23 protein-coding genes and 2 pseudogenes are annotated in these 24,691 nt (G+C 64.9%); 7 read left to right on the forward strand and 18 right to left on the reverse strand.

The genetic code is table 11. The features are described 5' to 3' along the window. Positions 1 to 40 precede the first annotated feature (40 nt). On the reverse strand, positions 41 to 1,885 hold the full coding sequence (locus ACHMW6_RS34740; RefSeq protein WP_395404095.1) for a GAF domain-containing protein: 1,845 nt from the start codon (positions 1,883 to 1,885) through the stop codon (positions 41 to 43). Positions 1,886 to 1,941: 56 nt separating this feature from the next. Between ACHMW6_RS34740 and ACHMW6_RS34745 the strand changes: the two genes are divergently transcribed. Then, entirely contained in the window at positions 1,942 to 2,511 is a 570-nt protein-coding gene (locus ACHMW6_RS34745; RefSeq protein WP_395404097.1) for a YdeI family protein, read from the forward strand. Here ACHMW6_RS34745 and ACHMW6_RS34750 read toward each other — a convergent pair. Beyond that, a complete protein-coding gene (locus ACHMW6_RS34750) occupies positions 2,508 to 3,296 on the reverse strand; it encodes an SDR family NAD(P)-dependent oxidoreductase (RefSeq protein ID WP_395404099.1) in 789 nt (262 codons plus the stop codon). The genes ACHMW6_RS34745 and ACHMW6_RS34750 overlap by 4 nt on opposite strands. A gap of 89 nt (positions 3,297 to 3,385) precedes the next feature. On the opposite strand from ACHMW6_RS34750, the gene ACHMW6_RS34755 reads away from it, so the two are divergent. Beyond that, positions 3,386 to 4,333, forward strand: a complete 948-nt coding sequence (locus ACHMW6_RS34755; protein ID WP_395404101.1) for a GlxA family transcriptional regulator — start codon at positions 3,386 to 3,388, stop codon at positions 4,331 to 4,333. Between the two features lie 16 nt (positions 4,334 to 4,349). On the opposite strand, the gene ACHMW6_RS34760 is transcribed toward ACHMW6_RS34755, so the two are convergent. Both ACHMW6_RS34760 and ACHMW6_RS34765 read right to left on the reverse strand, forming a co-directional pair. Next, entirely contained in the window at positions 4,350 to 6,386 is a 2,037-nt protein-coding gene (locus ACHMW6_RS34760) for a response regulator (protein WP_395404103.1), read from the reverse strand. Between the two features lie 150 nt (positions 6,387 to 6,536). Then, positions 6,537 to 7,418: a cache domain-containing protein gene (locus tag ACHMW6_RS34765; protein ID WP_395404105.1), complete on the reverse strand. Its 882-nt coding sequence runs from the start codon at positions 7,416 to 7,418 to the stop codon at positions 6,537 to 6,539. Between the two features lie 208 nt (positions 7,419 to 7,626). Between ACHMW6_RS34765 and ACHMW6_RS34770 the strand changes: the two genes are divergently transcribed. The 3 genes from ACHMW6_RS34770 to ACHMW6_RS34780 all read left to right on the forward strand — a co-directional run bounded on the left by ACHMW6_RS34770 (position 7,627) and on the right by ACHMW6_RS34780 (position 8,357). Further along, positions 7,627 to 7,851: a DUF2892 domain-containing protein gene (locus ACHMW6_RS34770; protein ID WP_395404107.1), complete on the forward strand. Its 225-nt coding sequence runs from the start codon at positions 7,627 to 7,629 to the stop codon at positions 7,849 to 7,851. Then, entirely contained in the window at positions 7,838 to 8,185 is a 348-nt protein-coding gene (locus ACHMW6_RS34775; protein WP_395404109.1) for an RNA polymerase sigma factor, read from the forward strand. The genes ACHMW6_RS34770 and ACHMW6_RS34775 overlap by 14 nt, the downstream gene beginning before the upstream one ends. Positions 8,186 to 8,258: 73 nt before the next feature. Further along, complete coding sequence (locus ACHMW6_RS34780) at positions 8,259 to 8,357, forward strand: sigma factor-like helix-turn-helix DNA-binding protein (RefSeq protein ID WP_395404111.1); 99 nt, start codon at positions 8,259 to 8,261, stop codon at positions 8,355 to 8,357. Positions 8,358 to 8,443: 86 nt separating this feature from the next. Here ACHMW6_RS34780 and ACHMW6_RS34785 read toward each other — a convergent pair whose 3' ends face one another. The 13 genes and pseudogenes from ACHMW6_RS34785 to ACHMW6_RS34845 form a co-directional block, all read right to left on the reverse strand. Next, positions 8,444 to 8,698: a FixH family protein gene (locus ACHMW6_RS34785; protein ID WP_395404113.1), complete on the reverse strand. Its 255-nt coding sequence runs from the start codon at positions 8,696 to 8,698 to the stop codon at positions 8,444 to 8,446. Positions 8,699 to 8,750: 52 nt separating this feature from the next. Further along, positions 8,751 to 8,927 (reverse strand): annotated as a pseudogene (locus ACHMW6_RS34790) (FixH family protein); the annotation flags it as partial. Between the two features lie 11 nt (positions 8,928 to 8,938). After that, entirely contained in the window at positions 8,939 to 10,294 is a 1,356-nt protein-coding gene (ccoG, locus tag ACHMW6_RS34795) for a cytochrome c oxidase accessory protein CcoG (RefSeq protein WP_395404115.1), read from the reverse strand. Next, positions 10,291 to 11,223, reverse strand: coding sequence for a cytochrome-c oxidase, cbb3-type subunit III (gene ccoP, locus ACHMW6_RS34800; RefSeq protein ID WP_395404117.1), 933 nt, complete (start codon positions 11,221 to 11,223; stop codon positions 10,291 to 10,293). Before ccoP ends, ccoG begins: the two co-directional genes overlap by 4 nt. After that, positions 11,216 to 11,374: a cbb3-type cytochrome oxidase subunit 3 gene (locus ACHMW6_RS34805; RefSeq protein WP_395404119.1), complete on the reverse strand. Its 159-nt coding sequence runs from the start codon at positions 11,372 to 11,374 to the stop codon at positions 11,216 to 11,218. Before ACHMW6_RS34805 ends, ccoP begins: the two co-directional genes overlap by 8 nt. A gap of 1 nt (position 11,375) precedes the next feature. Then, entirely contained in the window at positions 11,376 to 11,990 is a 615-nt protein-coding gene (gene ccoO, locus ACHMW6_RS34810) for a cytochrome-c oxidase, cbb3-type subunit II (protein ID WP_395404121.1), read from the reverse strand. A 12-nt stretch (positions 11,991 to 12,002) separates the two neighbouring features. Next, complete coding sequence (ccoN, locus tag ACHMW6_RS34815) at positions 12,003 to 13,418, reverse strand: cytochrome-c oxidase, cbb3-type subunit I (protein WP_395404123.1); 1,416 nt, start codon at positions 13,416 to 13,418, stop codon at positions 12,003 to 12,005. A 102-nt stretch (positions 13,419 to 13,520) separates the two neighbouring features. Then, positions 13,521 to 13,664, reverse strand: a complete 144-nt coding sequence (ccoS, locus tag ACHMW6_RS34820; protein ID WP_395404125.1) for a cbb3-type cytochrome oxidase assembly protein CcoS — start codon at positions 13,662 to 13,664, stop codon at positions 13,521 to 13,523. Beyond that, on the reverse strand, positions 13,643 to 16,099 hold the full coding sequence (locus ACHMW6_RS34825) for a heavy metal translocating P-type ATPase (RefSeq protein WP_395404127.1): 2,457 nt from the start codon (positions 16,097 to 16,099) through the stop codon (positions 13,643 to 13,645). The genes ccoS and ACHMW6_RS34825 overlap by 22 nt, the downstream gene beginning before the upstream one ends. After that, positions 16,096 to 16,842 carry a sulfite exporter TauE/SafE family protein gene (locus ACHMW6_RS34830; RefSeq protein WP_395404129.1) on the reverse strand — a complete coding sequence of 249 codons (747 nt, stop codon included), beginning with the start codon at positions 16,840 to 16,842 and terminating at the stop codon, positions 16,096 to 16,098. The genes ACHMW6_RS34825 and ACHMW6_RS34830 overlap by 4 nt, the downstream gene beginning before the upstream one ends. Beyond that, the gene (gene hemN, locus ACHMW6_RS34835; RefSeq protein WP_395404131.1) at positions 16,839 to 18,254 is read right to left on the reverse strand and encodes an oxygen-independent coproporphyrinogen III oxidase; all 1,416 of its coding nucleotides are present in this window, start codon (positions 18,252 to 18,254) and stop codon (positions 16,839 to 16,841) included. The genes ACHMW6_RS34830 and hemN overlap by 4 nt, the downstream gene beginning before the upstream one ends. A 9-nt stretch (positions 18,255 to 18,263) precedes the next feature. Beyond that, on the reverse strand, positions 18,264 to 19,889 hold the full coding sequence (locus tag ACHMW6_RS34840; protein WP_395404133.1) for a methyl-accepting chemotaxis protein: 1,626 nt from the start codon (positions 19,887 to 19,889) through the stop codon (positions 18,264 to 18,266). 98 nt (positions 19,890 to 19,987) lie between these two features. Continuing rightward, entirely contained in the window at positions 19,988 to 20,929 is a 942-nt protein-coding gene (locus tag ACHMW6_RS34845; protein ID WP_395404135.1) for a DUF808 domain-containing protein, read from the reverse strand. A 105-nt stretch (positions 20,930 to 21,034) separates the two neighbouring features. Between ACHMW6_RS34845 and ACHMW6_RS34850 the strand changes: the two are divergent. After that, positions 21,035 to 21,680, forward strand: a pseudogene (locus tag ACHMW6_RS34850) (LysE family transporter). A gap of 102 nt (positions 21,681 to 21,782) precedes the next feature. Beyond that, on the forward strand, positions 21,783 to 24,035 hold the full coding sequence (locus tag ACHMW6_RS34855) for a DUF6600 domain-containing protein (protein WP_395404137.1): 2,253 nt from the start codon (positions 21,783 to 21,785) through the stop codon (positions 24,033 to 24,035). A gap of 165 nt (positions 24,036 to 24,200) precedes the next feature. On the opposite strand, the gene ACHMW6_RS34860 is transcribed toward ACHMW6_RS34855, so the two are convergent. Further along, entirely contained in the window at positions 24,201 to 24,668 is a 468-nt protein-coding gene (locus ACHMW6_RS34860) for a phage regulatory CII family protein (RefSeq protein WP_395404139.1), read from the reverse strand. Between the last annotated feature and the right edge of the window lie 23 nt (positions 24,669 to 24,691).

Below are 24,691 nucleotides of genomic sequence, written 5' to 3' on the forward strand. Positions count from 1 at the left end.
ATCTCCTCATGCGAGCCGCAGCGTCCGCTACGGCGTCAACTCATGTGGATGATTGTAGATCATGCGGCGCCAGCATGGGCGCACGCGCACTCTTGCGCCGTCCCGCCATGATTTCCAGCTCGCGGCGGGCCTGCTCGGCCTGCAACTCCAGCGTGCGCACTTCGACTTCCAGCGCTTCCACGCGCAGCGCGTGGATGTCGAGGCCGATCTGCTGGGCGGCGAACGCCATGACTTCGATCTCGTCCGGCCGGTAGCTCTCCTGGCGCGATTTCGGCGCAATAAGCACGAAGCCGTTCAGCGTGCCGCGATGGCTCATGGGCAGCACCAGCTCGCCCGGGACGCGATGGTGGAATTGCTCCAGCTGCGCCGGCGCCATGTCCGCCCGCAGCGCCACCGCCAGTTCGTGGTTGGGATCGATCTCCTCCGGCGCCTCGTTCATCGTGCCGCCCACCAGCGCATAGTTGCCGCTGGCCTGGCGCAGGTAGATTGCGCAGCCCGCCTGCGCAGTGAAGCGGTCGATCGCCGTGCGGAAGGAGGACAGCAGCGGCTCCACCTCGGTGAAGTGCGCCGCCTGCTTCACGTAATGGCGCAGCTTGTGTTCATTGTCGTGCCACTTGAAGAAGAAGATCTTCTCCACCCATTTCTCGATGCGGCCGTGCAGCTGGTGGAAGACCAGGTAGACGCCCAGCGCAATGCCGGCGTCGATCAGCAAGCTCTTGTGGGCATGGTCGTTCCCCTTCAGCAGCGATTTCGACAGGAACTCCAGCAGCCCGACGGTGCACAGCAGCAGAACGCTGACCACGCTGTACACCATGGCGCGGTTGACGGCGAATTCGAAGTGGAAGATGCGATGGCGCAGCACGGCGTAGGCGAGGCCGCAGTACATCAGCAGATTGCCCGTCACCGCCGCCATCACGGCCACGCGCATTTCACCCACGGTCCAGTCGGCAGCCGGAATCCAGACCGCGGCGCCCGGCACCGCGCCAACGAAGAAGGAAGCCATCAGCCACATATGCCGCTGCCGCACCTCGCCGCTGCTCTGCCGCCAGCCCTCGGCCAGACTCAGCATCGTCATCGTGATGCCGCTGCCGGCGCACAGCATCAGCAACTGGCCAAGCAATGGTGATTCGCCGCCCAGCGCCCACCACGCTGCGTAGGCGGAGGTTCCAAAGCACAGCACGCGCAACACTGGCAGCGTGCGCAGCAGCCACAGGCGCAGGGTGCTTGTGTGGTAAGGCTGCCAGCTGAGGATGAAGCACACGCACCAGTACCACATCAGCGGCAACAGCCCCAGCGCAGCGAGCTTGCCGGCCTGGAGCGCCGGCGCCGCGGCGGAATAGTGGAAATTGACGAAGAACAGTGCGCCCGTACCAAGGAAGGTGCGCGCCAGGAAGCGGTAAGTCTGCTGTCTGCCCTGCTTGAAACCGATCATCAGGCAGAACAGCAGGGAGACCAGTCCGAGCATCACCCTGCCCCAGTATTCGAACTGGTCGGCGAACGGCACCGGCGTTGGCCTGGCCTCGACTTGCAGATGGCGAGGCACACCGTTGCGGTAAAGCGTGAGGCCGACTGCTTCGCCCGGTACGAAACGGCGCCAGCGGTCCAGGTGATGATCGAAGCGCAGCGTGTCGCCGATTTGCGCGCCGGCGGCCTCCAGTGCTGATTGCTTATCGAAAGCCTCGATGCGCAGCAAGTGCGAGCCGGGTGGCGCGGCATAGCGGCTGAATTCGTCGTTCAGCTGCATGCCCAGGCTGCCCTGTGTGCCGTCCACGAGCGTGGGCCGGATCGCATGACCAAGGTCCGACATCATCAGCATGGCCAGCAGCGCAGCGCATGCTGCGTTGAGCCACTTCCAGGTTGCGGGCGCAAGTCGGAACAGCGTCATGTCTGCCTCACTGAGGATGGGCGATCGGACGATTATATGGTTAGAATGCTGTTCTTATGGCAACTACCACCGAAAAACTTTTCAGGGACGCAACAGCCTGGGAGCGCTGGCTGGAGAAGGAGCACGACAAGTCTGCCGGCATCTGGATGCGCATCGCAAAGAAGGGCGCAGGCGAGGCCTCGGTGCAGTACGCCGAAGCGCTGGAGGTGGCGCTGTGCTTCGGCTGGATCGATGGCCAGAAGAAGAGTATCGACGAGCATTACTGGCTGCAGAAGTGGACGCCGCGTACTGCCCGCAGCATATGGTCCAGGATCAACCGCGAAAAGGTGAAAGTCCTGATCGGGCAGGGCCGCATGCGCGAGCCGGGCCAGCGCGAGATCGACCGCGCGAAGGCGGACGGCCGCTGGGAGCAGGCCTACGAGTCCTGGAGCGCCGCTACCGTCCCCGACGACCTGCAGGCCGCGCTGGACGCCAGCCCGAAAGCGCAGCAGTTCTTCGCCACCCTCAGTAGCAGGAACCGCTACGCCATCCTGTTCCGCACCCACACCGCCAAGCGCGCGGAAACGCGTGCGAAGCGTATCCGCGACTTCGTCGCCATGCTGGAGCGCGGCGAAACGATTTATTAAGCGCGGTAGCGCGCCGCAGGCTCGTTGCGTGACAGGTTGGGGCCCATCGCCAGGCGCGCAGCGTTAAAGCGTTCCCACTCGCCGGCGTCCGGCAGCGAGGGGATGGTCACCACTTCGCCCTGGTCGAAGCCGGACAGCGCAGCGTCCACCAGGTCATCCACCTTCATCACGATCTGGTTTGGCAGGTGCTGCACCGGCACGCCCGCCTTGTCCCAGAACGGAGTCTCGATGGCGCCCGGCAGCACGGCCTGCACGCGCACGCCCTTCGCGCCCAGTTCATGGTGCAGCGACTGCGTGAGCGCCAGCACGAAGGCCTTGGAGCCGCCATACACGCCATTCAGCACTTCCGGTGCGACCGCCACGATGGAGGCGATATTGATGATGGTGCCGCTGCCGGCATTGCCGAAGCGCGGCGCCACGGCGTGCGTGAGGCGGGTCAGGGCCTTGACGTTGATGTCGATCATGGCGTCCATCTGGTCGATGTCGGATTCGGCCAGCTTGGCAGTCGCGCCCAGGCCTGCATTATTGACCAGCATCGTGATCTTTGCGTCATCGGCAAGGCGCCTGGCGACGCGCGCCAGTTGCGCGGCGTTGGCCAGGTCGGCGGACATGGTCTCGACCTGCACGCCGTATTTGCTGTGCAGCTCGGCGGCCAGCACCGCCAGTTTTTCGCCGCTGCGGGCGACGAGCACCAGGTTGTGGCCGCGACGGGCCAGGCGGTCTGCATACACGGCGCCGATGCCGGTGGAAGCGCCGGTGATCAGCGCGGTCTGGGTAGTTGCCATGGGATTGCTCCTGAAAATTAAGTTGACATTGTCAGTTTAGAGTCCTAAATTGAGTCCCATTGGACGTATTTCCCTCAATTTGGGTCATCATGAGCAAACGCATTGGCATTTTGGTATATCCGCGCTTCCAGGTGCTCGACCTCGTCGCCACCACGGTTTTCGAGCTGGCCAACATCATCACCGGCAAGGCCCTGTACCAGACCACGCTGCTGTCCGAACAGGGCGGCAACGTGATCAGTTCCTCGGGCGTGCCGGTGGCATCCGAGGCTTTCGGGCAGCAGGATTTCGATACGGTGCTGGTGTCCGGCTGGATGGAGCCGGTGCGCTCGACGCCGGGATTCAACGATTTCCTGCGCGCCGCCAGCGCGGCATCGCGCCGCACGGCCAGCCTGTGCACGGGCGCCTTCCTGCTCGGCCAGGCCGGCTTGCTGGACGGGCGCCGCGTCACCACGCACTGGTGGCAGGCGCGTGAGCTGCAGCACGCTTTCCCGAAGGCGCGGGTGGAGGAAGACCGCATCTTCATCAAGGATGGCAAGATCTGGAGTTCGGCGGGCATGACGGCCTGTATCGACTTGTGTCTGGCGCTGGTGGAAGAGGATCACGGCGCCGAATTGTCGCGCCAGATTGCGCGCAAGATGGTGGTGTATCACCGCCGCAGCGGCGGGCAGTCGCAATTCTCGGCGCTGCTGGAGCTGGAACCGAAGTCCGACCGCATCCAGCAGGCTTTGACCTACGCGAAGGAGAACCTGCGCAAGGCTCTGTCGGTGGACGAGCTGGCGGATGCCGCCCATCTGAGCCGGCGCCAGTTCAGCCGCTCGTTCCGGCTGGAGACGGGGCAATCGCCGGCGCGCGCGATCGAAGTGCTGCGCGTGGAAGCGGCGCGCGCAATGATCGAGTCGGGCAACCATTCGATCGACATCGTCGCCCGCGAGAGCGGATTCGCGGACCCGGAACGCATGCGCCGCGCCTTTGTCCGCGCCTACGGACAGCCGCCCCAGGCCATCCGCCGCGCCGCCCGCGAAGCCGCCGCCGCTTAGCCGGTGGGCGCGCTGGCTATGGCGCTTCCACCTTCTCCTCGCGCTCAAGCCATGCGCGGCCCTGGTCGAGCACCTGCGCCAGCTCGCGCCGCACGGCCGCGAAGTGCGCCGGCAGCGATTCCGGCGAACCCTCCTTGATGGCCGCTTCGGCTTCCAGCGTCGCGCGTACCAGCCGTTTCGCTCCCAGCACGCCCACCGCCCCGCGCATCGAATGGAAAATCTTGCCCGCATCGGCGGTGCGCCCTTCGCGCAAAGCCCGGTCCGCATCATCCACGGGCTGCAGGCCGGCATCCAGCGCGCCGCGCACCATCCTGAACATCACGGCCCGGCCCTTGGCATCCCTGCCCATCACCTTCATCAGGCTGTCCATGTTGAAAACCGGCTCGTTATCCACAGGCGCCGGCGCCGCGGCCGGCACCGTGGGAGGCACAACACGCAATTGCGGACGCTGGCGTCCCGGCAGATTGCGCTCGATCACCGCCATCATTTCTTCGACCACCACCGGCTTGGCGATAAAGTCGCTGATGCCCGCCTGCTCGCAGCGGTGACGCTCCGCCGCCAGCACGCCCGCCGTCATCGCAATCACGGGCAGGGACAGTTTCAGCTCATCGCGGATCATGCGCGTGGCGCTGAAGCCGTCCAGCACCGGCATTTGCATATCCATCAGCACGATGTCGTAACGGCTGGAGTCCGCGCGCAGCACATCGACCGCCTGCTGTCCGTCGCCCACCACATCCAGCGTGGCGCCCGCGTGTTCGAGGATGCCGCGCGCCACGGCCTGGTTCAGCAAATTGTCTTCGACCAGCAGGAAGTGCACGCCCTTCAGGCGATCCGCCGCCACGCCAGCCCCGCCGGTCGCTTCCTCGGCGCCGCTGGCGTTGAGCGCCTGGTGCAGCGCGTCGAACAGGCTGGAACCGGTAATAGGCTTCACCAGCACCACATCGGCTTCCGGCGCGCCGGAAATCGCATCGATCTGGTCGCGCGCGAACGCATTGATCATGACGACGATGGGCTGCTTCTGTCCGGACGCCGCCTGGCGTATGCCCTTGGCTGTGGCCAGGCCGTCCATGCCGGGCATGTGCCAGTCCGCCAGCACGACATCGTAGGGACTCGTTTCCGCCTGGCGCGCGCGGAACATGCGAACTGCTTCGTCGCCCGAGCCCACTTCGTCCGCCTTCCAGCCCCAGGCGCGCAGCAGCTGGCCTATCATCTCGCGGCTGGTGCGGTTATCGTCCGCCACCAGTACGGACAGTGGCCCGATCAAAGGCTTGCGCTGCCCGTCGATCTTGCTGCCGACCACGTCGAACCAGAGGTCGAAGCAGAAGCGGCTGCCCTTGCCTTCCTGCGACTTCAGATCAATCTGCCCGCCCATCATCTCGATCAGGCGCTTAGTGATGGCCAGGCCCAGGCCCGTACCGCCGAAGCGGCGCGTAATGCTTTCGTCGCCTTGCGAGAAGGCGCTGAACAACTGCGCCTGCTGCTGTTCGGTCATGCCGATCCCGGTGTCGCGCACTTCGAAGTGCAGCTGCACGCGCTGCTCTTCGCGCACCACCACATGCACCGCCACCACCACCTCGCCCTGCTCGGTGAACTTGATCGCATTGCCGGCCAGGTTCACCAGGATCTGCTGCAGGCGCAGAGCGTCGCCGCGCAGCAGTGTCGGCACTTCCGGATGCACGACGATGGCCAGTTCCAGCTCCTTCTCGCCGGCATTCATCGTCATCGTCGTGGCCAGCGTGCCCATGGTCTCGTCCAGGTCGAAATCGATGGGCGCCAGTTCCATGCGGCGCGCCTCGATCTTGGAGAAGTCCAGCACATCGTTCAGGATGCCCAGCAGGGACTGGCCGGAGGTGCGGATCATGTTCAGGTACTTGCGCTGCTGGGCCGTCAGCGAGGTATTGCCCAGCAGGTAAGCCATGCCCAGCACCGCATTCATCGGCGTGCGGATTTCGTGGCTCATGTTCGCCACGAAGTCGCTCTTGGCGCGGTTGGCGGATTCGGCGTGGTCGCGCGCGCGCTGCAGTTCCACCGACCGGCTTTCGCCCTCCGCCATCAGTTCATTGAAGGCCTCCGTCAGCTCGCCCAGTTCATCCTTGGTAGTGACGGGGATGGGGCGTAAAGCGCTCCGGGTGCCGGCGCAGGGACTGGATGGACTTGCGCAGCCGTCCCAGTGGCTCCATCAGCCGGAACGTGATCCAGCCTATCAGCAGCGCGGCCGCCACGGAAGCGGCGACGCTCCACAAGGCAAGGCGCCAGATCGGCCTTCGAAGGGCTCGAAGGCTTCTTCCATCGGCAGCAGTGCCGCCAGCACCCAGTCCGTCGAGCGCAGGGCCTTGTAGCTGGTAAGCGCCGGCACGCCAGCGCTGTTCACGCTGATCACCGTGGCTTCAAAGCCTTCGCGCAGCGCGCGCGTGGTGGCCGGGTTGGCGTTGCCCGGCCGCGGCTTCAGCAGGCGCTGTGGTTCGGGATGCAGCACATAGATCGAAGGCTCGCTGCGCGTGACGGCGAAGTAGTAGCCGGTGCGGCCCACCTTGGCATTGCGCAGGTGGCCCAGCAGATTGTCCTTGAACAAGCGCAGCACGCCGATCAGCACTGCCTGTACCTCGCCCTTCTCGTCCAGCACGGGCGCCACCATCTGCACGACGGGCTGGCCGCCGGCGCGGCCGAACACGGGTTCCGCGATCAGGGGCTTCTTCGTTTGCATCACCCGTTTGAAGTATTCGCGGTCGGCGGCGTTGACGCCAACGCGGCCTTTCACTTCGGGCGCATCAGCGATCACCCGGCCTTGCGGATCGAGCACCAGCACATCGTCGAACAGCGAAAGAATGGCGCGGTCTTCATAATAGGCGCGTAACGCGGCGGAATCGTGGGAAATGGCCAGCGGCTGGCGGCGCGCGGAGAGCGCAATGATATCCAGCAGCATGGTCAGCTTGTCGTCCAGCTCCACGGCGGTGCGGTTGATCAGGGCCGTTTGCTGGTCCTCCAGCACCTTGGTGAAGTCCGTGCGCATGCGATGGGCCTGGAGCGTCGCGACGAGCGCAATCAGCACGATGGACGTGATGCTGGTTGCGAGGGCGACCTTCACTTTTGATCCCGAGAGGCTTCATGGTTTCCTTTAGGACGAGGGCTGGGAAAATTCTCCTATCAATGTGACGGATTGGCAAGCAAAATGGCTCCGCTATTAACATTGAAGTTATGAGTACAAAAAATATTTTCGAATCCGCGATCCAAATGCGGCGCTGCCGCCTCTTAGTAGCCGAGGGACTTCCTCAGCAAACTAAAAGGGGTGCAAAATGTTCTACGTGAAAAATGTTCCGACCTGGGAGCGCGTGCTGCGCGTGGTAGTTGGCCTGGCCGTAGTGGCCTGGAGCCTGCTGGCGCTGGGCGGTATCTGGGGCATCGCGATTGCGGCATCGGCTGCCGGCATCGTGGCTTCCGGCCTGTTCGGCTTCTGCCCTGCCTGCGCCATGGTCGGACGCCGTCTCGATAAGGCAAGGAAGGCGAATGGCGCTCTCTGAAGTCCATCATCCGGTGCTGGAAGCCGCCCACGGCGGCGATCCGGCGGCGCTGGAGCAGCTGATGCAGCTGTGCCAGCCGGATATCCGCCGCTACGCCCAGCGCTCCTGCCTGATCAGCGATGTGGACGACGCCGTGCAGGAAGTGCTGCTGGTGATGTCGCGCCGGCTTTCTTCGGTGCGCGTGCTGGCGGCGTTTTCGGGATGGCTGTTCAAGGTGGTGCAGCGGGAGTGCCGCCGCCTGGGGCGCACCACCATTGGCTGGGATCCCTGGGACCAGGAACGCGCGGAACAGTGGCTGGCTTCTCACAATAATGCGGGGCTGAGGTGGAGCTGATTCGTGCGCTGGAGTCGCTGCCCGCGGGATTATCTGCAGATTATTCTCTTTGCGCGATTTCGAGGAGATGAGCATGGATGAAATCGCGACGGAGCTGGGGGTGACGGTCGCGGCGGCGAAGAGCAGGCTGCATCGGGCGCGGGGGATGGCTCGCGAATACCTGGTTGGCTGAATTGAGACGGCGGATCAATGATCCGCCCTACGCGTTTCGGGCGGATCGGGCCGCATGTTCGCGGCAGATCGGGCCGGGCGGTGGCGTCATGGTGTGCCGACGGTGGCCTGGCGCTGGGCGGGCCAGAGCCATTCGCCTTCGAGGCGCCAGTCGCGGCGCTCGCTCTCGATGACTACCTGCCAGCGCGAGCGCTCGAGCATGGGCAGCGGCACGCTGAAGTCGCCGTTCGCGTCCGGACGCGCCAGCAGCACGAGGTCGTGCTCGGGCTGGGTGGCGTGCGACAGGCGCACGGTCAGCGTTTGCGGTGGCAGCGCGGTGGCCGAAGCCACGTGTCCGCGCAAGGCGCCCTGCGCCGCGTCGAAAACTCAAGGTGACGCCCACGCCCAGGGCGGCGGCCGCGCGGTCGCGCCGCAGGTCCTGGTTGATGGCCTTGCCCTTCTTGTAATAGTCGCCGACCACCAGCGCATCCTGGTGCGAGAAGGCGAGCCAGCTGGTGTAGAAGCCGCCCACGATCACGAAGGCGGGGCCGGCCATCAGCAGCCATGGCCAGCGGTGTCTGTACCAATCCATTGCAGTTCTCCTTAGCGGCGCGGCACGATGAAGACCGCGCTTTCGCGCACGCTGAGCGACGGATCGTCGGTGGCCGTCAGCTCGAAAGTGATCTTGTTGGAACCGCGCTCGCCGGCGCCGTGCGGCACGCGCAGGCGCACCGGCACGGCGCGCGTTTCAGTGGCGGCCAGCGTGGCCACGTCCTCGGTGACGACGGCCAGGCCATCGATGCCGCTGGCGCGGATGCGATAGCTGTGGCCCTGCTCCGACGTGTTCATGATCTGCAGGCGGTAGACGTTCTCGATCATCCCGTCTTCCACCTCTCGGCCCATCGAACCGCGGTCACGGATCACGTCCACCTTCAGCGGCGTGCGCATCCACAGCGCCGCAAACACGGCGCAGATGAACAGCGTGAGTGCCGCTGTGTAGATCATCACGCGCGGACGCAGGATGCGAGCGTGGCCGCCGCCGTGGATGGCGCGGTCGGTGTCGTAGCGGATCAGGCCGCGCGGCTGCCCGGTCTTGTCCATCACCATATCGCAGGCATCGATGCAGGCGGCACAGCCGATGCATTCATACTGCAGGCCCTTGCGGATATCGATGCCGGTCGGGCAAACCTGCACGCACAGCGAGCAGTCGATGCAGGAGCCTGAGGTATCGCGGCCGCGCGGTTCGCCGCGCTTCTCATCATAAGTGATGATCAGGGTATCGCGGTCGAACATCGCGCTCTGGAAGCGCGCATAGGGGCACATGTATTTGCATACCTGCTCGCGCATCCAGCCCGCGTTGCCGTAAGTGGCGAAGCTGTAGAACACTACCCAGAACCACTCCCAGGGACCGAAGTTCAGCGTGAGCGCTTCGTGCGCCAGGGAGCGGATCGGCGTGAAATAGCCGACAAAGGTAAAGCCGGTCCACAGTGCGAGGGCCAGCCAGGCGATATGCTTGCCGCCCTTGCGCCAGACCTTGTCGAAACCCCAGGACGCCTTCTTCAGGCGCATCTGGGCGCTGCGCGAACCCTCGAACTTGCGCTCGATCCAAAGGAACATCTCGGTGTACACCGTCTGCGGGCAGGAATAGCCGCACCACACGCGGCCCGCAACGGCCGTGACGAGGAACAGGCCCCAGGCGCAGGCGATCAGCAGCGCGGCGAGGTAGATGAAGTCCTGCGGCCAGAGCACCAGGCCGAAAATATAGAACTTGCGCGCCGCCAGGTCGAACAACAGGGCCTGGCGGTCGTTCCACGTGAGCCAGGCGGTGCCGTAGAACACCAGCTGCGTCAGCCACAGGCAGAGCCAGCGTAGCGAGGTGTAGCGGCCTTTCACCTCACGCGGATAGATATCCTCGCTTGCGGCGTACATCTTGATGACTTTTGGAGCGGGGGCATTCATTTTGTCGCTACTGCGGGAGGATTCGAAAGACTCCAGACATAAGCCGCCAGCACATGCACCTTGCCCTCGCCGAGGAAGTCGCCGAATGCGGGCATGGTGTTGTCGCGGCCCTTGCGGATGGTTTCCATGATGGTCTCGGCGCTGCCGCCGTAGAGCCAGATCTTGTCGCTCAGGTTGGGCGCGCCCAGTGCCTGGTTGCCCTTGCCGCCGGCGCCGTGGCAGGCCATGCAGGCGCTGAACTTGGATTTGCCCATCACCGTCTTGATCGGATCGGAAGTGCTGTCGGAGAGGCTCAGCACGTAGTGCGCCACGTTCTCGATATCCTTGTCCGAACCGACGGCGGCAGCCATCGAAGGCATCACGCCGTGGCGGCCCTTCATGATGGTTTCCTTGATCGTTTCAGGTGCGCCGCCATGCAGCCAGTCCTTGTCTGTCAGGTTGGGGAAGCCCTTGTTGCCGCGCGCGTCCGAACCGTGGCACTGGGCGCAGTAGGTCAGGAACAGGCGCTCGCCCATGGCGTGGGCCTGCGGATCGGCTGCCACGGCGCGCAGGTCCTGCTGCTGGTAACGCGCGAACAGCGGACCGTATTGCGACTCGGCCTTCGCCAGTTCCTGCTTGTATTCGCCGGTCGAGTTCCAGCCCAGTTTTCCGGCATAGCTGCCCAGGCCAGGATAAAGGGCGAGGTAGCCGACGCCGAAGACAATGGTCAGGTAGAACAGCCACATCCACCAGCGCGGCATGGGTGTATTCAATTCGGTCAGGTCTTCGTCCCAGATATGGCCGGTGGTGCCGACATGGCCGTCCACCGACTTCAATGCGCTGACCTTGTGCGTGGATTGGCTCCACAGCAGGACGCCGCAGCCCACGATGCCAAGTATGGTCAGCAGGGCCACATAGATGTTCCAGAAATCGCTGGTGAAATCAGCCATGGTCCTTCTCCTCGTCGGCGAAGGGCAGTGCTGCCGCCTGTGCCCAGCCTTCCTGGTTGCGGCGGGCATAGGCCCACCAGACGATGCCGATGAAGGTCCCGAAGGACACGACGGTCATCACGCTGCTGGCGGTGCTGAAAATTGCTTCCATCTCAGTTCCTCGTCTTGATCAGTGTGCCCAGGCCTTGCAGGTAGGCGATCAGGGCGTCTTCTTCCGTCTTGTTGGCCAGTTCGGCCGGTGCGGCGGCGATTTCGGCATCCGAGTAGGGATCGCCGAGGCGCTTCAGCGCCTTCATCTTCGGCACCACGTCGGTCGGCACCAGCTTGGTCTGCGCCAGCCACGGGTAGGAAGGCATATTCGATTCCGGCACCACGTCGCGCGGGTTCTGCAGGTGGGTGCGGTGCCATTCATCGCTGTAGCGGCCGCCCACGCGCGCCAGGTCCGGGCCGGTGCGCTTGGAACCCCACTGGAATGGGCGGTCATATACGTACTCGCCCGCCACCGAGTAGTGGCCGTAACGCTCGGTCTCGGCGCGGAAGGGACGGATCATCTGCGAGTGGCAGGCGTAGCAGCCCTCACGCACATAGATGTCGCGACCCGTCAGGCGCAGCGCGGAGTAAGGCTTCAGGCCAGCTACCGGTTCGGTGGTCGATTTCTGGAAGAACAGCGGAATGATTTCCACCGCGCCACCCACCGATACCACCAGCGTGACCAGTACGATCAGCAGCCAGGGGTTCTTTTCAATCCATTCATGCGAAAACTTCATTCTCTTGCTCCTTTATGCCGCCATGCTCATTTCCGGAATACGTGCGGTGGCGGTGGTACGGCCGCGCAGCGTCATCCAGGTGTTGTAGGCCATGATGCCCATGCCGGAGAGGTACAGCACGCCGCCCAGGAAGCGCACCACGTAGTAGGGATAGGTGGCCTTCACGCCTTCGACGAAGGTATAGGTCAGGGTGCCGTCAGGGTTCACGGCGCGCCACATCAGGCCCTGCATCACGCCGGCGATCCACATCGCGGCGATGTACAGCACGATGCCGATGGTGGCTACCCAGAAGTGCAGGTCGATCAGCCTGGTGCTGTACATCTTCTGCTGGCCGGCGAGGCGCGGCAGCAGGTAGTAGATCGAGCCCATGGTGATGAAACCAACCCAGCCCAGGGCGCCGCCGTGCACGTGGGCGATGCCCCAGTCGGTGTAGTGCGACAGCGCGTTGATGGTCTTGATCGACATCATCGGGCCTTCGAAAGTGGCGATGCCGTAGAAGGACAGCGAAACGATCAGGAACTTCAGGATCGGGTCGGTGCGCAGCTTGTGCCATGCGCCGGACAGGGTCATGATGCCGTTGATCATGCCGCCCCAGCTTGGCGCCAGCAGGATCAGGGAAAACACCATGCCGAGCGATTGCGTCCAGTCGGGCAGCGCGGTGTATTGCAGGTGGTGCGGGCCGGCCCACATATAGGTGAAGATCAGTGCCCAGAAGTGTACGATCGACAGGCGATACGAGTACACAGGGCGTTCGGCCTGCTTCGGGATGAAGTAGTAGACCATGCCCAGGTAGCCCGCGGTCAGGATGAAGCCCACGGCGTTATGGCCGTACCACCACTGGATCATCGCGTCCTGCACGCCGGTGTACATCGAGTAGGACTTGGTCAGCGAGGCCGGCATGCTCATGCCGTTCACCACGTGCAGGATGGTCACGGCCAGGATGTAGCCGCCAAAGAACCAGTTGGCGACGTAGATGTGCTTGACCTTGCGCTTGATGATGGTGCCGAAGAAAACGGTGGCGTAGGCGATCCACACCACGGCGATCAGGATCGAGATGGGCCACTCCAGTTCAGCGTATTCCTTGCCCCGGGTGAGGCCCATAGGCAGCGTGACCACGGCGCTCAGGATGACGGCCTGCCAACCCCAGAAGGTGAAGGCTGCCAGCTTGTCCGAGAACAGGCGCACCTGGCAGGTGCGCTGCACCACGTAGTAGGAAGTGGCGAACAGGCCGCAGATGCCGAAGGCGAAGATCACGGCGTTGGTGTGCAGTGGACGCAGGCGGCCGTAAGTCAGCCACGGTATGTCCAGGTTCAGTGAGGGCCAGGCCAGCTGCGCGGCAATGATCACGCCGACCAGCATGCCCACGAAGCCCCACACCACAGTAGCGATCGCGAACTGCTTGACGATCTTGTAGTTGTATTGATCCAATTTTGGTTCTCCCGGAGACGCTTTGATGAGGTACGTCAAAGGTTACCGAGCGAGGGGTCAAAATTCCTTGATATGGATCAAAATTGCCCCTGCGAGCAGGTGTTAGCGGTCGTCGTCTTGCAGGATACGCAAGCCGGGGCCGGTGAGGTCGTCGAACTGGCCGTTGTCGGAGGCCTTGAAGTAGAGCCACAAGGCGCCGAAGACGAGCAGCACGCTGATGGGAATCAGAACGTAGAGGGCTTCCATGATGAGGTCCTGCGCAAGCGGAGCGCGTTGAGAATGACGATGGCGGAACTGGCGGCCATGCCGATGCCGGACAGCCAGGGATTCAGCAGGCCGATTGCCGCCGCCGGGATGGCAGTCAAGTTGTACAGCGTGGCCCAGGCCAGGTTCTGTCGGATCACGCGCATCGTGGACGCAGCCGTGTGCGAGGCTTCCGCCAGCAGGCCCAGTTGCGCGTGCAGCAGCACGCAATCGGCGTGCGCCTGCGCCAGCGCGGCGCCGCTGCCCATTGCGAAAGAGACATCAGCGGCGCTCAGCACGGCCGCGTCGTTGATGCCGTCGCCGACCATGGCGACCACGGCGCCCTTGGCTTGCAGTTCCTGCACGAAGTTGAGCTTTTGATCCGGCAGGCAGCCGCCATGGCCGCGTTCCATGCCCAGCTCGTGCGCGACGGCGTCCGCAATCTCCTGCTGGTCGCCGCTGAGCAGGATGACTTCCTTGCCTTGCTTGCGGAACGCCTGCACCACAGCTCGCGCTTCGGGGCGCAGCGCATCGCCGATCGTGAAGCGCGCCAGCCAGCGGCCTTCGGCGCCCAGCCAGACAGTCGTGCCGGCGCCGCTTGCGTCGGCCCCCGTCGGCACGGGCGTGCCAGCCACTCCTGCGACGAAGACCGCTGTGCCGATCCGGTAGCGCTGGCCGCCAATATAGGCTTCCACGCCATGCCCCGGCAGCTCGAACGGCTCGCTGGCGACGGCAGGCGCGTGTCCGTTCGCGTTGGCGGCCGCGCTGATCGCGCGTGCCAGTGGATGCGCGCTGAAGGCCTCCAGCGCCGCTGAGATGTGCAGGCATTCGGCGGCGGATGCACCGCCGAGGGGCGCGATGCGCTGGACGACGGGGCGGCCCTCGGTCAGCGTGCCCGTCTTGTCAAAAACGATATGCGTGGCGCGATGCAGCGTCTCCAGCACGTGCGGGCGCACGATCAGTACGCCCTTGCCCAACAGGCGGTCCGTGGCCGCAGCCAGTGCGGACGGCGTAGCCAGCGACAGCGCGCAGGGACAGGAAACGACCAGCACTGCAATCGCCACCGGCCAGGCGCGCGCCGCGTCATGCCACCACCAGAAGGCGAAGCTTGCTGCAGCAAACAGCAGCAGGCCGGCCACGAACAAGGAAGCGGCGCGGTCCGCCCACTGCGCAATCTGCGGCTTGGCGCCGCCCGCCTGTTCGACCAGTTTGAGCAGGTCAGACAAAGTGCTTTCGCGCGCAGGCCTGGCAACGCGCAGCACGACGGCGTTGCCGGCATTGACAGCGCCACCCGGCACTTCGTTGCCCGTGCGGCGCGGCTGCGGAGCGCTCTCGCCGGTAAGCAGCGACAGGTCGACCGAGGTCGCGCCCTCTTCGATCACGCAGTCGGCGGGAATCGCTTCACCGGCCTTGACCAGCACCATGTCGCCAGCCTCCAGCGTGGATGCGGGAACGACATCGCAATCGCGCGATTCCGGCCAGCCGCGCAGGCGCGATGCCGATTCCGGCAAGCCATGCTGCATGCGCTCCAGCGCGCTCGCGGCCTTGCGCCGCGCCAGCAATTCCAGGTAGCGGCTGCACAGCAGCAGGAAGATGAACATCGTGACGGAGTCGTAATAGACTTCGCCCGCGCCGCGGAAAGTGGACACCGCGCTGCCGATGAAGGCGGCCAGGATGCCCAGCGCCACCGGCACGTCCATGCCCAGCACGCGTGCGCGCAGGCTGGACAAGGCGCCGCGCAGGAAGGGCAGCGCCGAATAGGCGACGGCCGGCAGCGTGAGGAACAGGCTGGCCCATCGCAGCAGACTTGCCATCTCGCTATCGAGCGTGCCGTCGCCTGCTGCCATGTATTCGGGCGCCACGTACATCATCACCTGCATCATCGACAGGCCGGCCACGAACAGCTGGCGGCCCAGCGTGCGGCTGGCTTTCTGCAATTGTTCGCCGTGGCGGGCGGCGTCATAAGGCCAGGCGGTGTAGCCGATGCTGCGCACGGCCTGCAGGATGTCCGCAGCCGTGGTCTTGTCCCTATGCCAGCGCACGAACAGGCGCTCGGTGGCCACATTCAGACTGGCCTGCTGCACGCCGTCCAGCTGACGCAGGCGATGTTCGATCAGCCACACGCAGGCGGCGCAGCGGATGCCTTCCACCAGCAGCGTCGCTTCGCACGCATCGCCGTCGGCCACGATGCGCGGGTCGTCGTTGAACAGTTTCAATTCAGGCGGCACATCTGCCTGTCCGGCGGTGGCGGCGAAGCCGGTGCGCTCGCGGTAATAGCTGGCCTGGCCGATATCGACAATGGTTTGCGCAACGGCCGCGCAGCCGGGGCAGCACATGGCGCGCCCGGCGCCGTCGATCGTGACGCGCCAGTTCGCATCCGGCGCGACGTGCAGGCCGCAGTGGAAACATTCGGTGGCGGCGACTGCCGCCATATTCATTGTTGTACCGTCAGGCATAGCGCATCGATCCATCCGTGTTGCATGCCTCCTGCGGCGCGCGCGATGCCGAGCAGGCCAAAGCCCAGCACCAGCAGCCCGCACAGCAGGCGCACTGCGCGGCGCTGCATGGCCGCGCGCAGTTTTGCGCCGAGCAGGCCCATGGCCAGCAGCATCGGCAGCGTGCCCAGTCCGAAGGCGGCCATCACGGCCGCGCCTTGAGGGGCCGAACCGCTCAGCAGGGCGGTCAGCAGCACGCTGTAGACCATGCCGCAGGGGACCCAGCCCCAGATGGCGCCGAGCCCCAGCGCTTTTAGCGGCGTGTCCATCGGCACGACGGCGCGCATCACCGGGCGCAGCGTGCGGTGCATGCCTTGCCACAGCGTGCCGCCGGCGGCTTCGACACGGGCGAGGCCGCGCCATGCGTCCATCAGGTAGAGGCCGAGGGCGGCCAGCATGAGGTTCATCAGCCAGTAGCCGGCGGTTTGCCATTGCGCGACGCGTGCGAGATCGGCGGCGCTGCCCGCCAGGCCGCCAGCGATGGCGCCTGCCACGGCGTAGCTGCCGATGCGGCCGGCGTTATAGCCCAGCACCAGAGGCCAGGAGCGCACCTTCGCTGCGCCGGACGCGATCGGAATCACGCGCTGCGCGGGGAGGGTGCTGAACGCGCTGACGATCCCGCCGCACATGCCCGCGCAATGCACGCTGCCCGCGAGCCCGACGACGAAGACCGGCAACAGGTTCATATCGTCCTGGAGAAGCGCAAGGGCTGCGCGGCGCCCGCGGTGGATGGCGCGGCACGGTCGCGGGAAAGATGGCGGTCGAACACCATGCAGATATTGCGGATCAGCAGGCGACCGCGCAGGGACACGGAAATCCAGTCATCCTCGATGGTCAACAGCCCGTCCTCGGCAAATTCCTCCAGCCGCTGCAGCTCTTGTGCGAAGTAGTGCTTGAAGCGGATCGGATAGGCCAGCTCCAGCGCGGAGATGGACAGCTCGAAATTACACATCAGCATCTGGATCACCAGCCGGCGCAGCAGGTCGTCCGCATCGAGCGCGTAGCCGCGCGCGATCGGCAGGCGGCCGGCATCCAGACGGGCGTAGTACTCGTCCAGCGTCTTCTCGTTCTGGCTATAGGTGCCGTTGACGGCGCTGATGGCCGAAACGCCCAGCGCAACCAGGTCGGATTCCGCGTGCGTGGAATAACCCTGGAAGTTGCGGTGCAGACGGCCCTGGCGCTGGGCGACAGCGAGATCGTCGTCCGGCCTGGCGAAATGGTCCATTCCGATGTAGACATAGCCGGCGGTGGTCAGCGTCTTGATGCACAGGGCCAGCATGTCCAGCTTCACCGATGGTTCCGGCAAGTCTTCTTCCGCGATGCGGCGCTGCGGCTTGAACAGATGCGGCATGTGCGCATAGTTGTAGAGCGCGATGCGGTCGGGATTCGCTTCGATCACCTTGGCCAGCGTGCGCGTCATCGTTTCCATGGTCTGCTTCGGCAGACCGTAGATCAGATCAATGCTGATGGAGCGGAAGCCGGCATCGCGGGCGGCCTGCATCACGGCCAGCGTTTCTTCCGCAGGCTGGATGCGGTTGACGGCTTTCTGCACTTCCGGTTCGAAGTCCTGCACGCCGAGGCTCACGCGGTTGAAGCCCTGGGCGCGCAGCCTGAAGATGCGCTCGCGGTCCACCGTGCGGGGATCGATCTCGATGGAGTATTCGCCTTCGCTGTCCGGTGCAAAGTCGAAGCGGGCGCGCAGGTGGGCCATCAGCTCGTCCATCTGCTCGTCGCTGAAATAGGTTGGCGTGCCGCCGCCGAAGTGCAGCTGTTCCACGCGATTCATGCCGGCGAACAGGCTGCCCTGCATCTCCGCTTCCTGCTTCAGGTATTCGAGATAGGTGGCGGCCTTGCTGCGGTCCCTGGTCACGATCTTGTTGCAGGCGCAGTAGTAGCACACGGTATCGCAGAAGGGCACATGCACATACAGCGACAGCGGCCCGCGCCCGCCGCGCAGGCGGCGCGCTGCCAGCGCTTCCAGGAAGCTGGTGTAGCCGAAATCCGCGTGGAAGCGGTCGGCGGTCGGGTAAGAGGTGTAGCGCGGACCGGAGGTGCTCAGGCGGCTGATCAGGTCTGCGTCGAATTGGACTTCCATCATGTTCTCCGGTCAGGCCGCGGCCAGTTGCAGGGGGGCCTTGCGTACAGCGGCGCGCTGGCGGCGCGGGCTGCCGAATTTGAACAGGCTGATGGCCTGGGTAAGGTCGTAGGCTTCTTCGGCCAGGCTGCTGGCGGCGGCGGCGGCTTCCTCGACCAGGGCCGCGTTCTGCTGCGTGACCTGGTCCATGTGCGCAATCGCTTCGTTGACCTGGTCCACGCCGATGCTTTGCTCGCGCGAGGCGGTCGAGATTTCCTGCATGATGGCCGTGACCTGCTGCACCGAACCGACCACCTGCTCCATTGTGGCGCCGGCGCGCTGGGCGCGTTCCATGCCGTCGCTGACCTTGCCGACCGAGATTTCGATCAACTGCTTGATATCCTTGGCCGCCGCCGAGGAGCGCTGCGCGAGGTGGCGCACTTCGCCCGCCACCACAGCGAAGCCGCGGCCCTGTTCACCGGCGCGCGCCGCTTCCACCGCAGCATTCAGCGCCAGGATATTGGTCTGGAAGGCGATGCCTTCGATCAGGCCGATGATGTCCACGATGCGTCTGGACGAAGTATTGATTTCATCCATGGTGGCAATCACGTCGGCCACAATGGCGCCGCCCTGCACCGCCACTTCCGATGCGGCCTGCGCCAGCAGGTTGGCCTGCTGCGAGTTGTCCGCATTGGCTTTCACGGTGGACGAGAATTCTTCGATGCTGGAGGCGGTCTTTTCCAGGCTGGCCGCCTGCGACTCCGTGCGGCCGGACAAGTCCTGGTTGCCGACGGCGATCTGGCGCGTGGCGACAGCCATGGTTTCCACGTTCACGCGCACATCGCGGATGGTGGCGATCAGGTTGCTGTTCATCTGCTGCAGGGCGCGCAGCAGCTGGCCCACTTCGTCCGAACTGTGGGACTCGAAGCTGCCGGAGAGGTCGCCCGCCGCGATCTGGCGCGCGCCTTCCAGTGCGCGGCCCAGCGGCTGCAGCATGCCCACGCGCAGCGTGTACCACAGGAAGACGTTGATCACGAGGCCAGCGGCGGTGGCGCCGAAGATGCCGTAGCGGAGGGTGTCGCTGCCATCGTTGAACAGGCTGGCGATGCAGACGGCCGCCAGCAGCACGTTGACCACGCTGGTGGAGAGCCAGATGCGCATGGCCAGCGAAACATGGCCCAGGCGGGACAGCAGGCCCTCGATGCCGCGGCGGATTACGTGGCCGTGCACCATGGCGATGTGCTGCGTGCCGTGTTCGCGCAGCTCGCGGTAAGCCTTTTCGGCGGAGGCAATCTGCGCCGGCTCGGCCTTGGTGCGCACGGACATATAGCCGATCGTGCGGCCGTTTTCGCGGATTGGCGTGATATTGGCGCGCACCCAGTAATAGGCGCCGTTCTTGCAGCGGTTCTTGACGATGCCGGTCCATGGCAGGCCGGACTTGATCGACGCCCACATGTCGGCAAACGCTTCCCTGGGCATGTCCGGATGGCGGATGATGTTCTGGGGCTGGCCGAGCAACTCTTCCGACGTGAAGCCGCTTACCTGCTCGAAGTAAGGGTTGACGTAGGTTATATTGCCATCCAGGTCAGTTTTCGAGACGATGGCCTGTTCATCGTCCAGCTCAACTTCCTGGTTTATTACCGGTAAATTAACTCGCATCGCGCACTCCTGGGTATCAGGAGTGCAGTCTAGGGATGCTCAGGTCAAAATTTAATGATCTAAATCAAGTTTGGGGCAGTGCCCCGCCGCGCAGGTAGTCAGGCCTGCCGCTTGATGCCGCTCAGAAGTCGGGTGCCCAGGGTGACGGCGGCCAGCACGATGGCGCCGGCGATCACGCCGATGACGGCTTCCGTCACGGGTGGCACGACAACTCCCAGGACCGGACCGATGCCGCCCACTTCGCGCGCCACGTCGCCCAGATGCTCGACGCCATGGTGCAGGGCGGGAATGCCGTGTGACAGGATGCTGCCGCCGACGGTAAACATCGCGATCGTGCCGGCGACGGAGAGGAATTTCATCAGCCTGGGCGCGGCGGCTAGCAGGAAGCGGCCGAGGCCCTGGACGGCGGCGCCGGCTTTTTTGGTGAGGTAGAGGCCTGCGTCATCCATCTTCACGATGCCGGCCACGATGCCGTACACGCCGACCGTCATGACCACGGCGATAGCGGCCAGCACGGTCACTTGCTGGCTGAAGGGGGCATCGGCGACGGTGCCGAGCGCGATGACGATGATTTCGGCCGACAGGATGAAGTCGGTGCGGATGGCGCCCTTGATCTTGTCCTTCTCCAGCGCGACCAGGTCAATGTTCGGATCGGCGACGGCGGCGGACAGTTCGGCGTGGTGAGCGTCATCCTCCGCCTGGCTGTGCAGGAATTTGTGCGCCAGCTTTTCGAAGCCTTCGAAGCACAAGTAGGCGCCGCCCAGCATCAGTAGGGGCGTGATGGCCCACGGTGCAAACGCGCTGATGGCCAGCGCAGCGGGCACCAGAATGGCCTTGTTCTTCATCGAACCGACGCCCACCGCCCACACTACAGGCAGTTCGCGGTCGGCGCGCACGCCGGATACTTGCTGCGCGTTCAAAGCCAGATCGTCGCCCAGCACGCCGGCGGTCTTCTTGGCCGCAAGCTTGCTCATGGCGGCCACGTCGTCCAGGATGGTGGCGATATCGTCGATCAGGGCGAGCAGGCTGGAACCGGCCATTAACAAACTCCTAAGAATGAAATGCCGACAATCTATCACGAGTGGCGGCGAGGCTGACAATGGCCAGGGCGGCTATACTAGGTTTTTTGCCTGCCGGGAATTGTCATGAGCTTCGCCACGTGGATCACTTTTGTCATCGCCGCAGCCATTATTGCCCTGTCGCCGGGCTCCGGCGCGGTATTGTCGATGTCGCATGGATTGTCCTACGGTGTGAAGAAAACGAGCGCCACTATCATTGGCCTGCAACTGGGCCTGTTGCTGGTGCTGGCGATTGCCGGAGCAGGCGTGGGCTCGCTGCTGCTGGCGTCCGAGGTGGCATTCAATGTGGTGAAAACGGTGGGCGCGATCTACCTGATCTGGCTGGGACTGAGCCAGTGGCGCGCCAGGGTGCAGATCGGCGACCGCGCCGGCGTGACCGTGCAATACGTGCTGCCCTCCACCCGCAAGCGCATCCTGACCGGTTTCCTGACCAACGCCACCAATCCGAAAGGCATCATTTTCATGGTGGCCGTGCTGCCGCAGTTCATCACTCAAAGCGCCCCCGCTGTTGCCGCAACTGGCAATCCTGGCGGCAACCATGTGCGTGATCGACCTGACGGTGATGCACAGCTACGCTTTTCTGGCCTCCTCCATGCAGCGTTTCTTCCGCGACGCTAGTGCCCTGAAGAAGCAAAACCGCGTATTTGGCGGCTTGCTGATGCTCATTGGATCGGCCCTGTTCTTCGTCAAGCGGGGCGGCGCCCACGCCTGATTTCCCTCCACTCCCGCCCTTTTGCAATCATTTGTAACGGCGGTCGTCGTGTTCAGTTTTCAGGCGTTAAATGAAAACAAAAACATTTCGGGAGTGGAGACCATGAAACGCAAATTTGTGCATTTCCTGCTACTGGCGGCGCTGGTGGCAGTATCGTCGCTGGCGCTGGCGGATCCGCCAACGCGGGTGGGCCGCGTCTCCGCCATCGAAGGGCAAGTGACCATGCTCGTGAACGGCGAGCACGAAACCGGCAATCTGTTGAACTGGCCGGTCACCAACGGCAACCACATTACAACAGCGCCCGGCGCGCGCACCGAATTCCGTGTGGGTTCGGCGGCCGTACGCCTGGATGGCGATTCCGATATCGAAGTGCTGGACCTCGATGAGGACAGCATGCGTCTGCGCCTGAATTACGGCACGGCCAGCGTGCGCATCCGTGATCCGCAAATGCTCTCCGGCTTCGACCTGCGCACGCCGCAAGCCCGCATCGTGATGACCGAACCGGGCACGGTGCGCGTGGATACCGAGCGCGCGCCGGACACCACCACCGTCTCCATCCTCGCCGGCGCCGCGCAAGTGGAAGGCGGCGGCGTTTATACGAACGGCCAGGCCGGCAAGCGCATCGAAGTGCGCGGCGACGAGCTGTATTCCAGCCTGGCCGTGCGCGACCGCTTCGACGACTGGGTGCAATCCCGCGACCGCCGCGAGGAAGGCTTGCCCGCGGCGCGCTACCTGCCCAGCGACGTAACCGGCTATGAAGAACTGGACCAGTACGGCACCTGGATCGACAATCCGGAATACGGCACGCTGTGGACGCCGCGCCTCGTGCCGTCCGGCTGGGCGCCCTACCGCGACGGCCGCTGGGTCTGGGTCGATCCCTGGGGCTGGACCTGGGTCGATAACGCGCCCTGGGGCTATGCGCCGTCCCACTATGGCCGCTGGGTCGTGGTGAACAGCCGCTGGTGCTGGGCGCCGGGCCGCTTCGTCGGCCGCGCCGTGTGGGCGCCGGCGATGGTAGGCTGGGTTGGCGGTAGCAACTGGAGTGTGAGTATCGGTTCCTACAGCGGGCCTGGCGTGGGCTGGTATCCGCTGTCGCCGCGCGACCGCTTCGTTCCCGCCTATCGCGTTACGCCGGCCTATGAGAACCGCTTTGCCTGGCATCACCGCTCCAACGACCGCTGGCAGGAGCGCTTCCGCGACCGTGACCATGATGGCCGCCGCGATGGCGTGACCGTGCTGCCGCGCGACCAGTTCGAGCGCCGCCGCTCGATCGTCGTGCCGACCGTGCCGCGCGGACGCACGCCCGATGTGCGCAATGTGGTGCAGGCGCCGCCGCCGGCTCCGGTCGATCGTCCCGCCTGGCGCGATACCCGCGCAGCCGGGATCGACAGCAACGGCGATGGCCGCCCGGACCGCTTCGTGGGCGGTAACCGCAATAACTTCATCGACCGGAATGGCGACGGCCGGCCGGACAACAACGTCCGCGACAGCCGCAACGACCGCAATGGCGACGGTCGCCCGGACCGCTTCGTGGGCGGCAACCGCAATAACCTGATCGACCGGAATGGCGATGGCCGACCGGACAACGTCGCTCGCGATAATCGCAACAACATGATCGATCGCAACGGCGACGGGCGGCCGGACAATATCGTCCGCGAGAACCGCAACGATGGCCGCCCCGACCGCTTCACTCGCGATGGCGCCGACCGCGATCACGACGGCATTCCCGACTGGCGCGAGCGCCAGCGCAACGAGCAGCCGCGCACCGTGACGACAATGCCGCACGCGCCCGGCGCGGTGGCTGCGCCGCAGCCGCAGCAGGGCGTGCTGAGCACTACGCCGCCGCCGTCGCGTCCGCAAGCGGCGGAGGACCGCAACGCCCGCCAGCGCGACATGCGCAACCGGGATGACGATGACCGCGACCGCCGCAACAACTGGCGCGAAGCCCGCAATGAGCGCCCGGGTGGCGTCCACGTCCAGACCCAGCCGCAGGCCCAGCCACAGATGCAAATGCAGCCGCAACCGCAACCGCAACCGCAACCGCAAGTCCAGCAGCCGCGCCAGCAACCCTGGCAGGCCCGGGAACGGGACCGCGGCGACCGGGCCGACCGCGAGCCGCCCCAGATGCGCGAACGCCATCAGGCGCCTCAGCCGCAACCGCAGCCTCAGCCGCAAATGCAGGCCCAGATGCCGCAAATGGCGCCTGCCCGCCCGGCGCCGGCAATGCCTGCCCCGCCGCCGCAAGCGCGCCAGGAGCAGCCGCGCCAGGAGCGTCAGGAGCGCAATGAAGGCCGCCGCGAGCACGGCGGCGATCGGGGCGACCGCGGAGAACGAGGTCGCGAAAACTCGCGCTAAAACCGTTCAGTCCGGAAAAACGGGCTTCCAGTGCCCGTTTCCGGCACTTTGTCACAAAGCCGTAGTGGCAGCCGGGTACATTTCGGTACATTGTTACCGTTTTGTCCCGACTAATTCCACCATAAATTAGTCTTCAGCCAGCCCCTCAACCCGGGCTGGCTTTTTTTATTTCGTTTCCCGCGCACGCTGGCGGATGCGCTCGCGCCATTCGCCCAGCGCGGACAGCGCCCCGTGGAATTCCCGCTCGATCAGGTCGGCTTCGGCCTCGGTCACCTTGCCGTCCAGCAGCGCGTCCGACACCGCTTCGGCCACCGCGCCCACCTGGGCCATCACCTTGCACACCGTCTGCGACAGGTCGTCGCTGCCCACCTCCTCGGGGATCGGCACCACGAAAGCGGCCATGCCGTGCCGGGTCAGCAGCGCATGCAGCGGCAGCATTGCCTCCGCCACGCCGGCGTTGCGGCAATGCTCGACGATGGCCGACACCTCTTCGAATGAGGGGTAGTGGGAGGCGATGGTCGGCGCCAGCTTGTTGCGCAGCACGTTCACGGAAATGCCCATGCATTGCGCCAGCGCTTCCAGGCCGCCCGGATAGCTGCGGGCGACCTTGTACAGCGCGTCGTGTTGGTTCATGTCTAAGTACTTGCGAGTCATGG

Origin of the sequence: Pseudoduganella sp. UC29_106, assembly GCF_044055365.1 — a bacterium.
Classification (GTDB): domain Bacteria; phylum Pseudomonadota; class Gammaproteobacteria; order Burkholderiales; family Burkholderiaceae_D; genus Rugamonas.

Excerpts from the sequence above, each read along its gene's own strand:
- ACHMW6_RS34755 (WP_395404101.1), top strand. The coding sequence starts at position 3,386 with ATGAGCAAACGCATTGGCATTTTGGTATATCCGCGCTTCCAGGTGCTC.
- ACHMW6_RS34860 (WP_395404139.1), bottom strand. The coding sequence starts at position 24,668 with ATGAACCAACACGACGCGCTGTACAAGGTCGCCCGCAGCTATCCGGGC.
- hemN (WP_395404131.1), bottom strand. The coding sequence starts at position 18,254 with ATGATGGAAGTCCAATTCGACGCAGACCTGATCAGCCGCCTGAGCACC.
- ACHMW6_RS34740 (WP_395404095.1), bottom strand. The coding sequence starts at position 1,885 with ATGACGCTGTTCCGACTTGCGCCCGCAACCTGGAAGTGGCTCAACGCA.
- ACHMW6_RS34770 (WP_395404107.1), top strand. The coding sequence starts at position 7,627 with ATGTTCTACGTGAAAAATGTTCCGACCTGGGAGCGCGTGCTGCGCGTG.
- ACHMW6_RS34760 (WP_395404103.1), bottom strand. The coding sequence starts at position 6,386 with ATGGCGGAGGGCGAAAGCCGGTCGGTGGAACTGCAGCGCGCGCGCGAC.
- ACHMW6_RS34750 (WP_395404099.1), bottom strand. The coding sequence starts at position 3,296 with ATGGCAACTACCCAGACCGCGCTGATCACCGGCGCTTCCACCGGCATC.
- ACHMW6_RS34840 (WP_395404133.1), bottom strand. The coding sequence starts at position 19,889 with ATGCGAGTTAATTTACCGGTAATAAACCAGGAAGTTGAGCTGGACGAT.
- ACHMW6_RS34855 (WP_395404137.1), top strand. The coding sequence starts at position 21,783 with ATGAAACGCAAATTTGTGCATTTCCTGCTACTGGCGGCGCTGGTGGCA.
- ccoS (WP_395404125.1), bottom strand. The coding sequence starts at position 13,664 with ATGGAAGCCCTCTACGTTCTGATTCCCATCAGCGTGCTGCTCGTCTTC.
- ccoO (WP_395404121.1), bottom strand. The coding sequence starts at position 11,990 with ATGAAGTTTTCGCATGAATGGATTGAAAAGAACCCCTGGCTGCTGATC.
- ACHMW6_RS34825 (WP_395404127.1), bottom strand. The coding sequence starts at position 16,099 with ATGAATATGGCGGCAGTCGCCGCCACCGAATGTTTCCACTGCGGCCTG.
- ACHMW6_RS34780 (WP_395404111.1), top strand. The coding sequence starts at position 8,259 with ATGGATGAAATCGCGACGGAGCTGGGGGTGACGGTCGCGGCGGCGAAG.
- ccoG (WP_395404115.1), bottom strand. The coding sequence starts at position 10,294 with ATGAATGCCCCCGCTCCAAAAGTCATCAAGATGTACGCCGCAAGCGAG.
- ACHMW6_RS34830 (WP_395404129.1), bottom strand. The coding sequence starts at position 16,842 with ATGAACCTGTTGCCGGTCTTCGTCGTCGGGCTCGCGGGCAGCGTGCAT.
- ACHMW6_RS34845 (WP_395404135.1), bottom strand. The coding sequence starts at position 20,929 with ATGGCCGGTTCCAGCCTGCTCGCCCTGATCGACGATATCGCCACCATC.
- ACHMW6_RS34775 (WP_395404109.1), top strand. The coding sequence starts at position 7,838 with ATGGCGCTCTCTGAAGTCCATCATCCGGTGCTGGAAGCCGCCCACGGC.
- ACHMW6_RS34745 (WP_395404097.1), top strand. The coding sequence starts at position 1,942 with ATGGCAACTACCACCGAAAAACTTTTCAGGGACGCAACAGCCTGGGAG.
- ACHMW6_RS34805 (WP_395404119.1), bottom strand. The coding sequence starts at position 11,374 with ATGGAAGCAATTTTCAGCACCGCCAGCAGCGTGATGACCGTCGTGTCC.
- ccoP (WP_395404117.1), bottom strand. The coding sequence starts at position 11,223 with ATGGCTGATTTCACCAGCGATTTCTGGAACATCTATGTGGCCCTGCTG.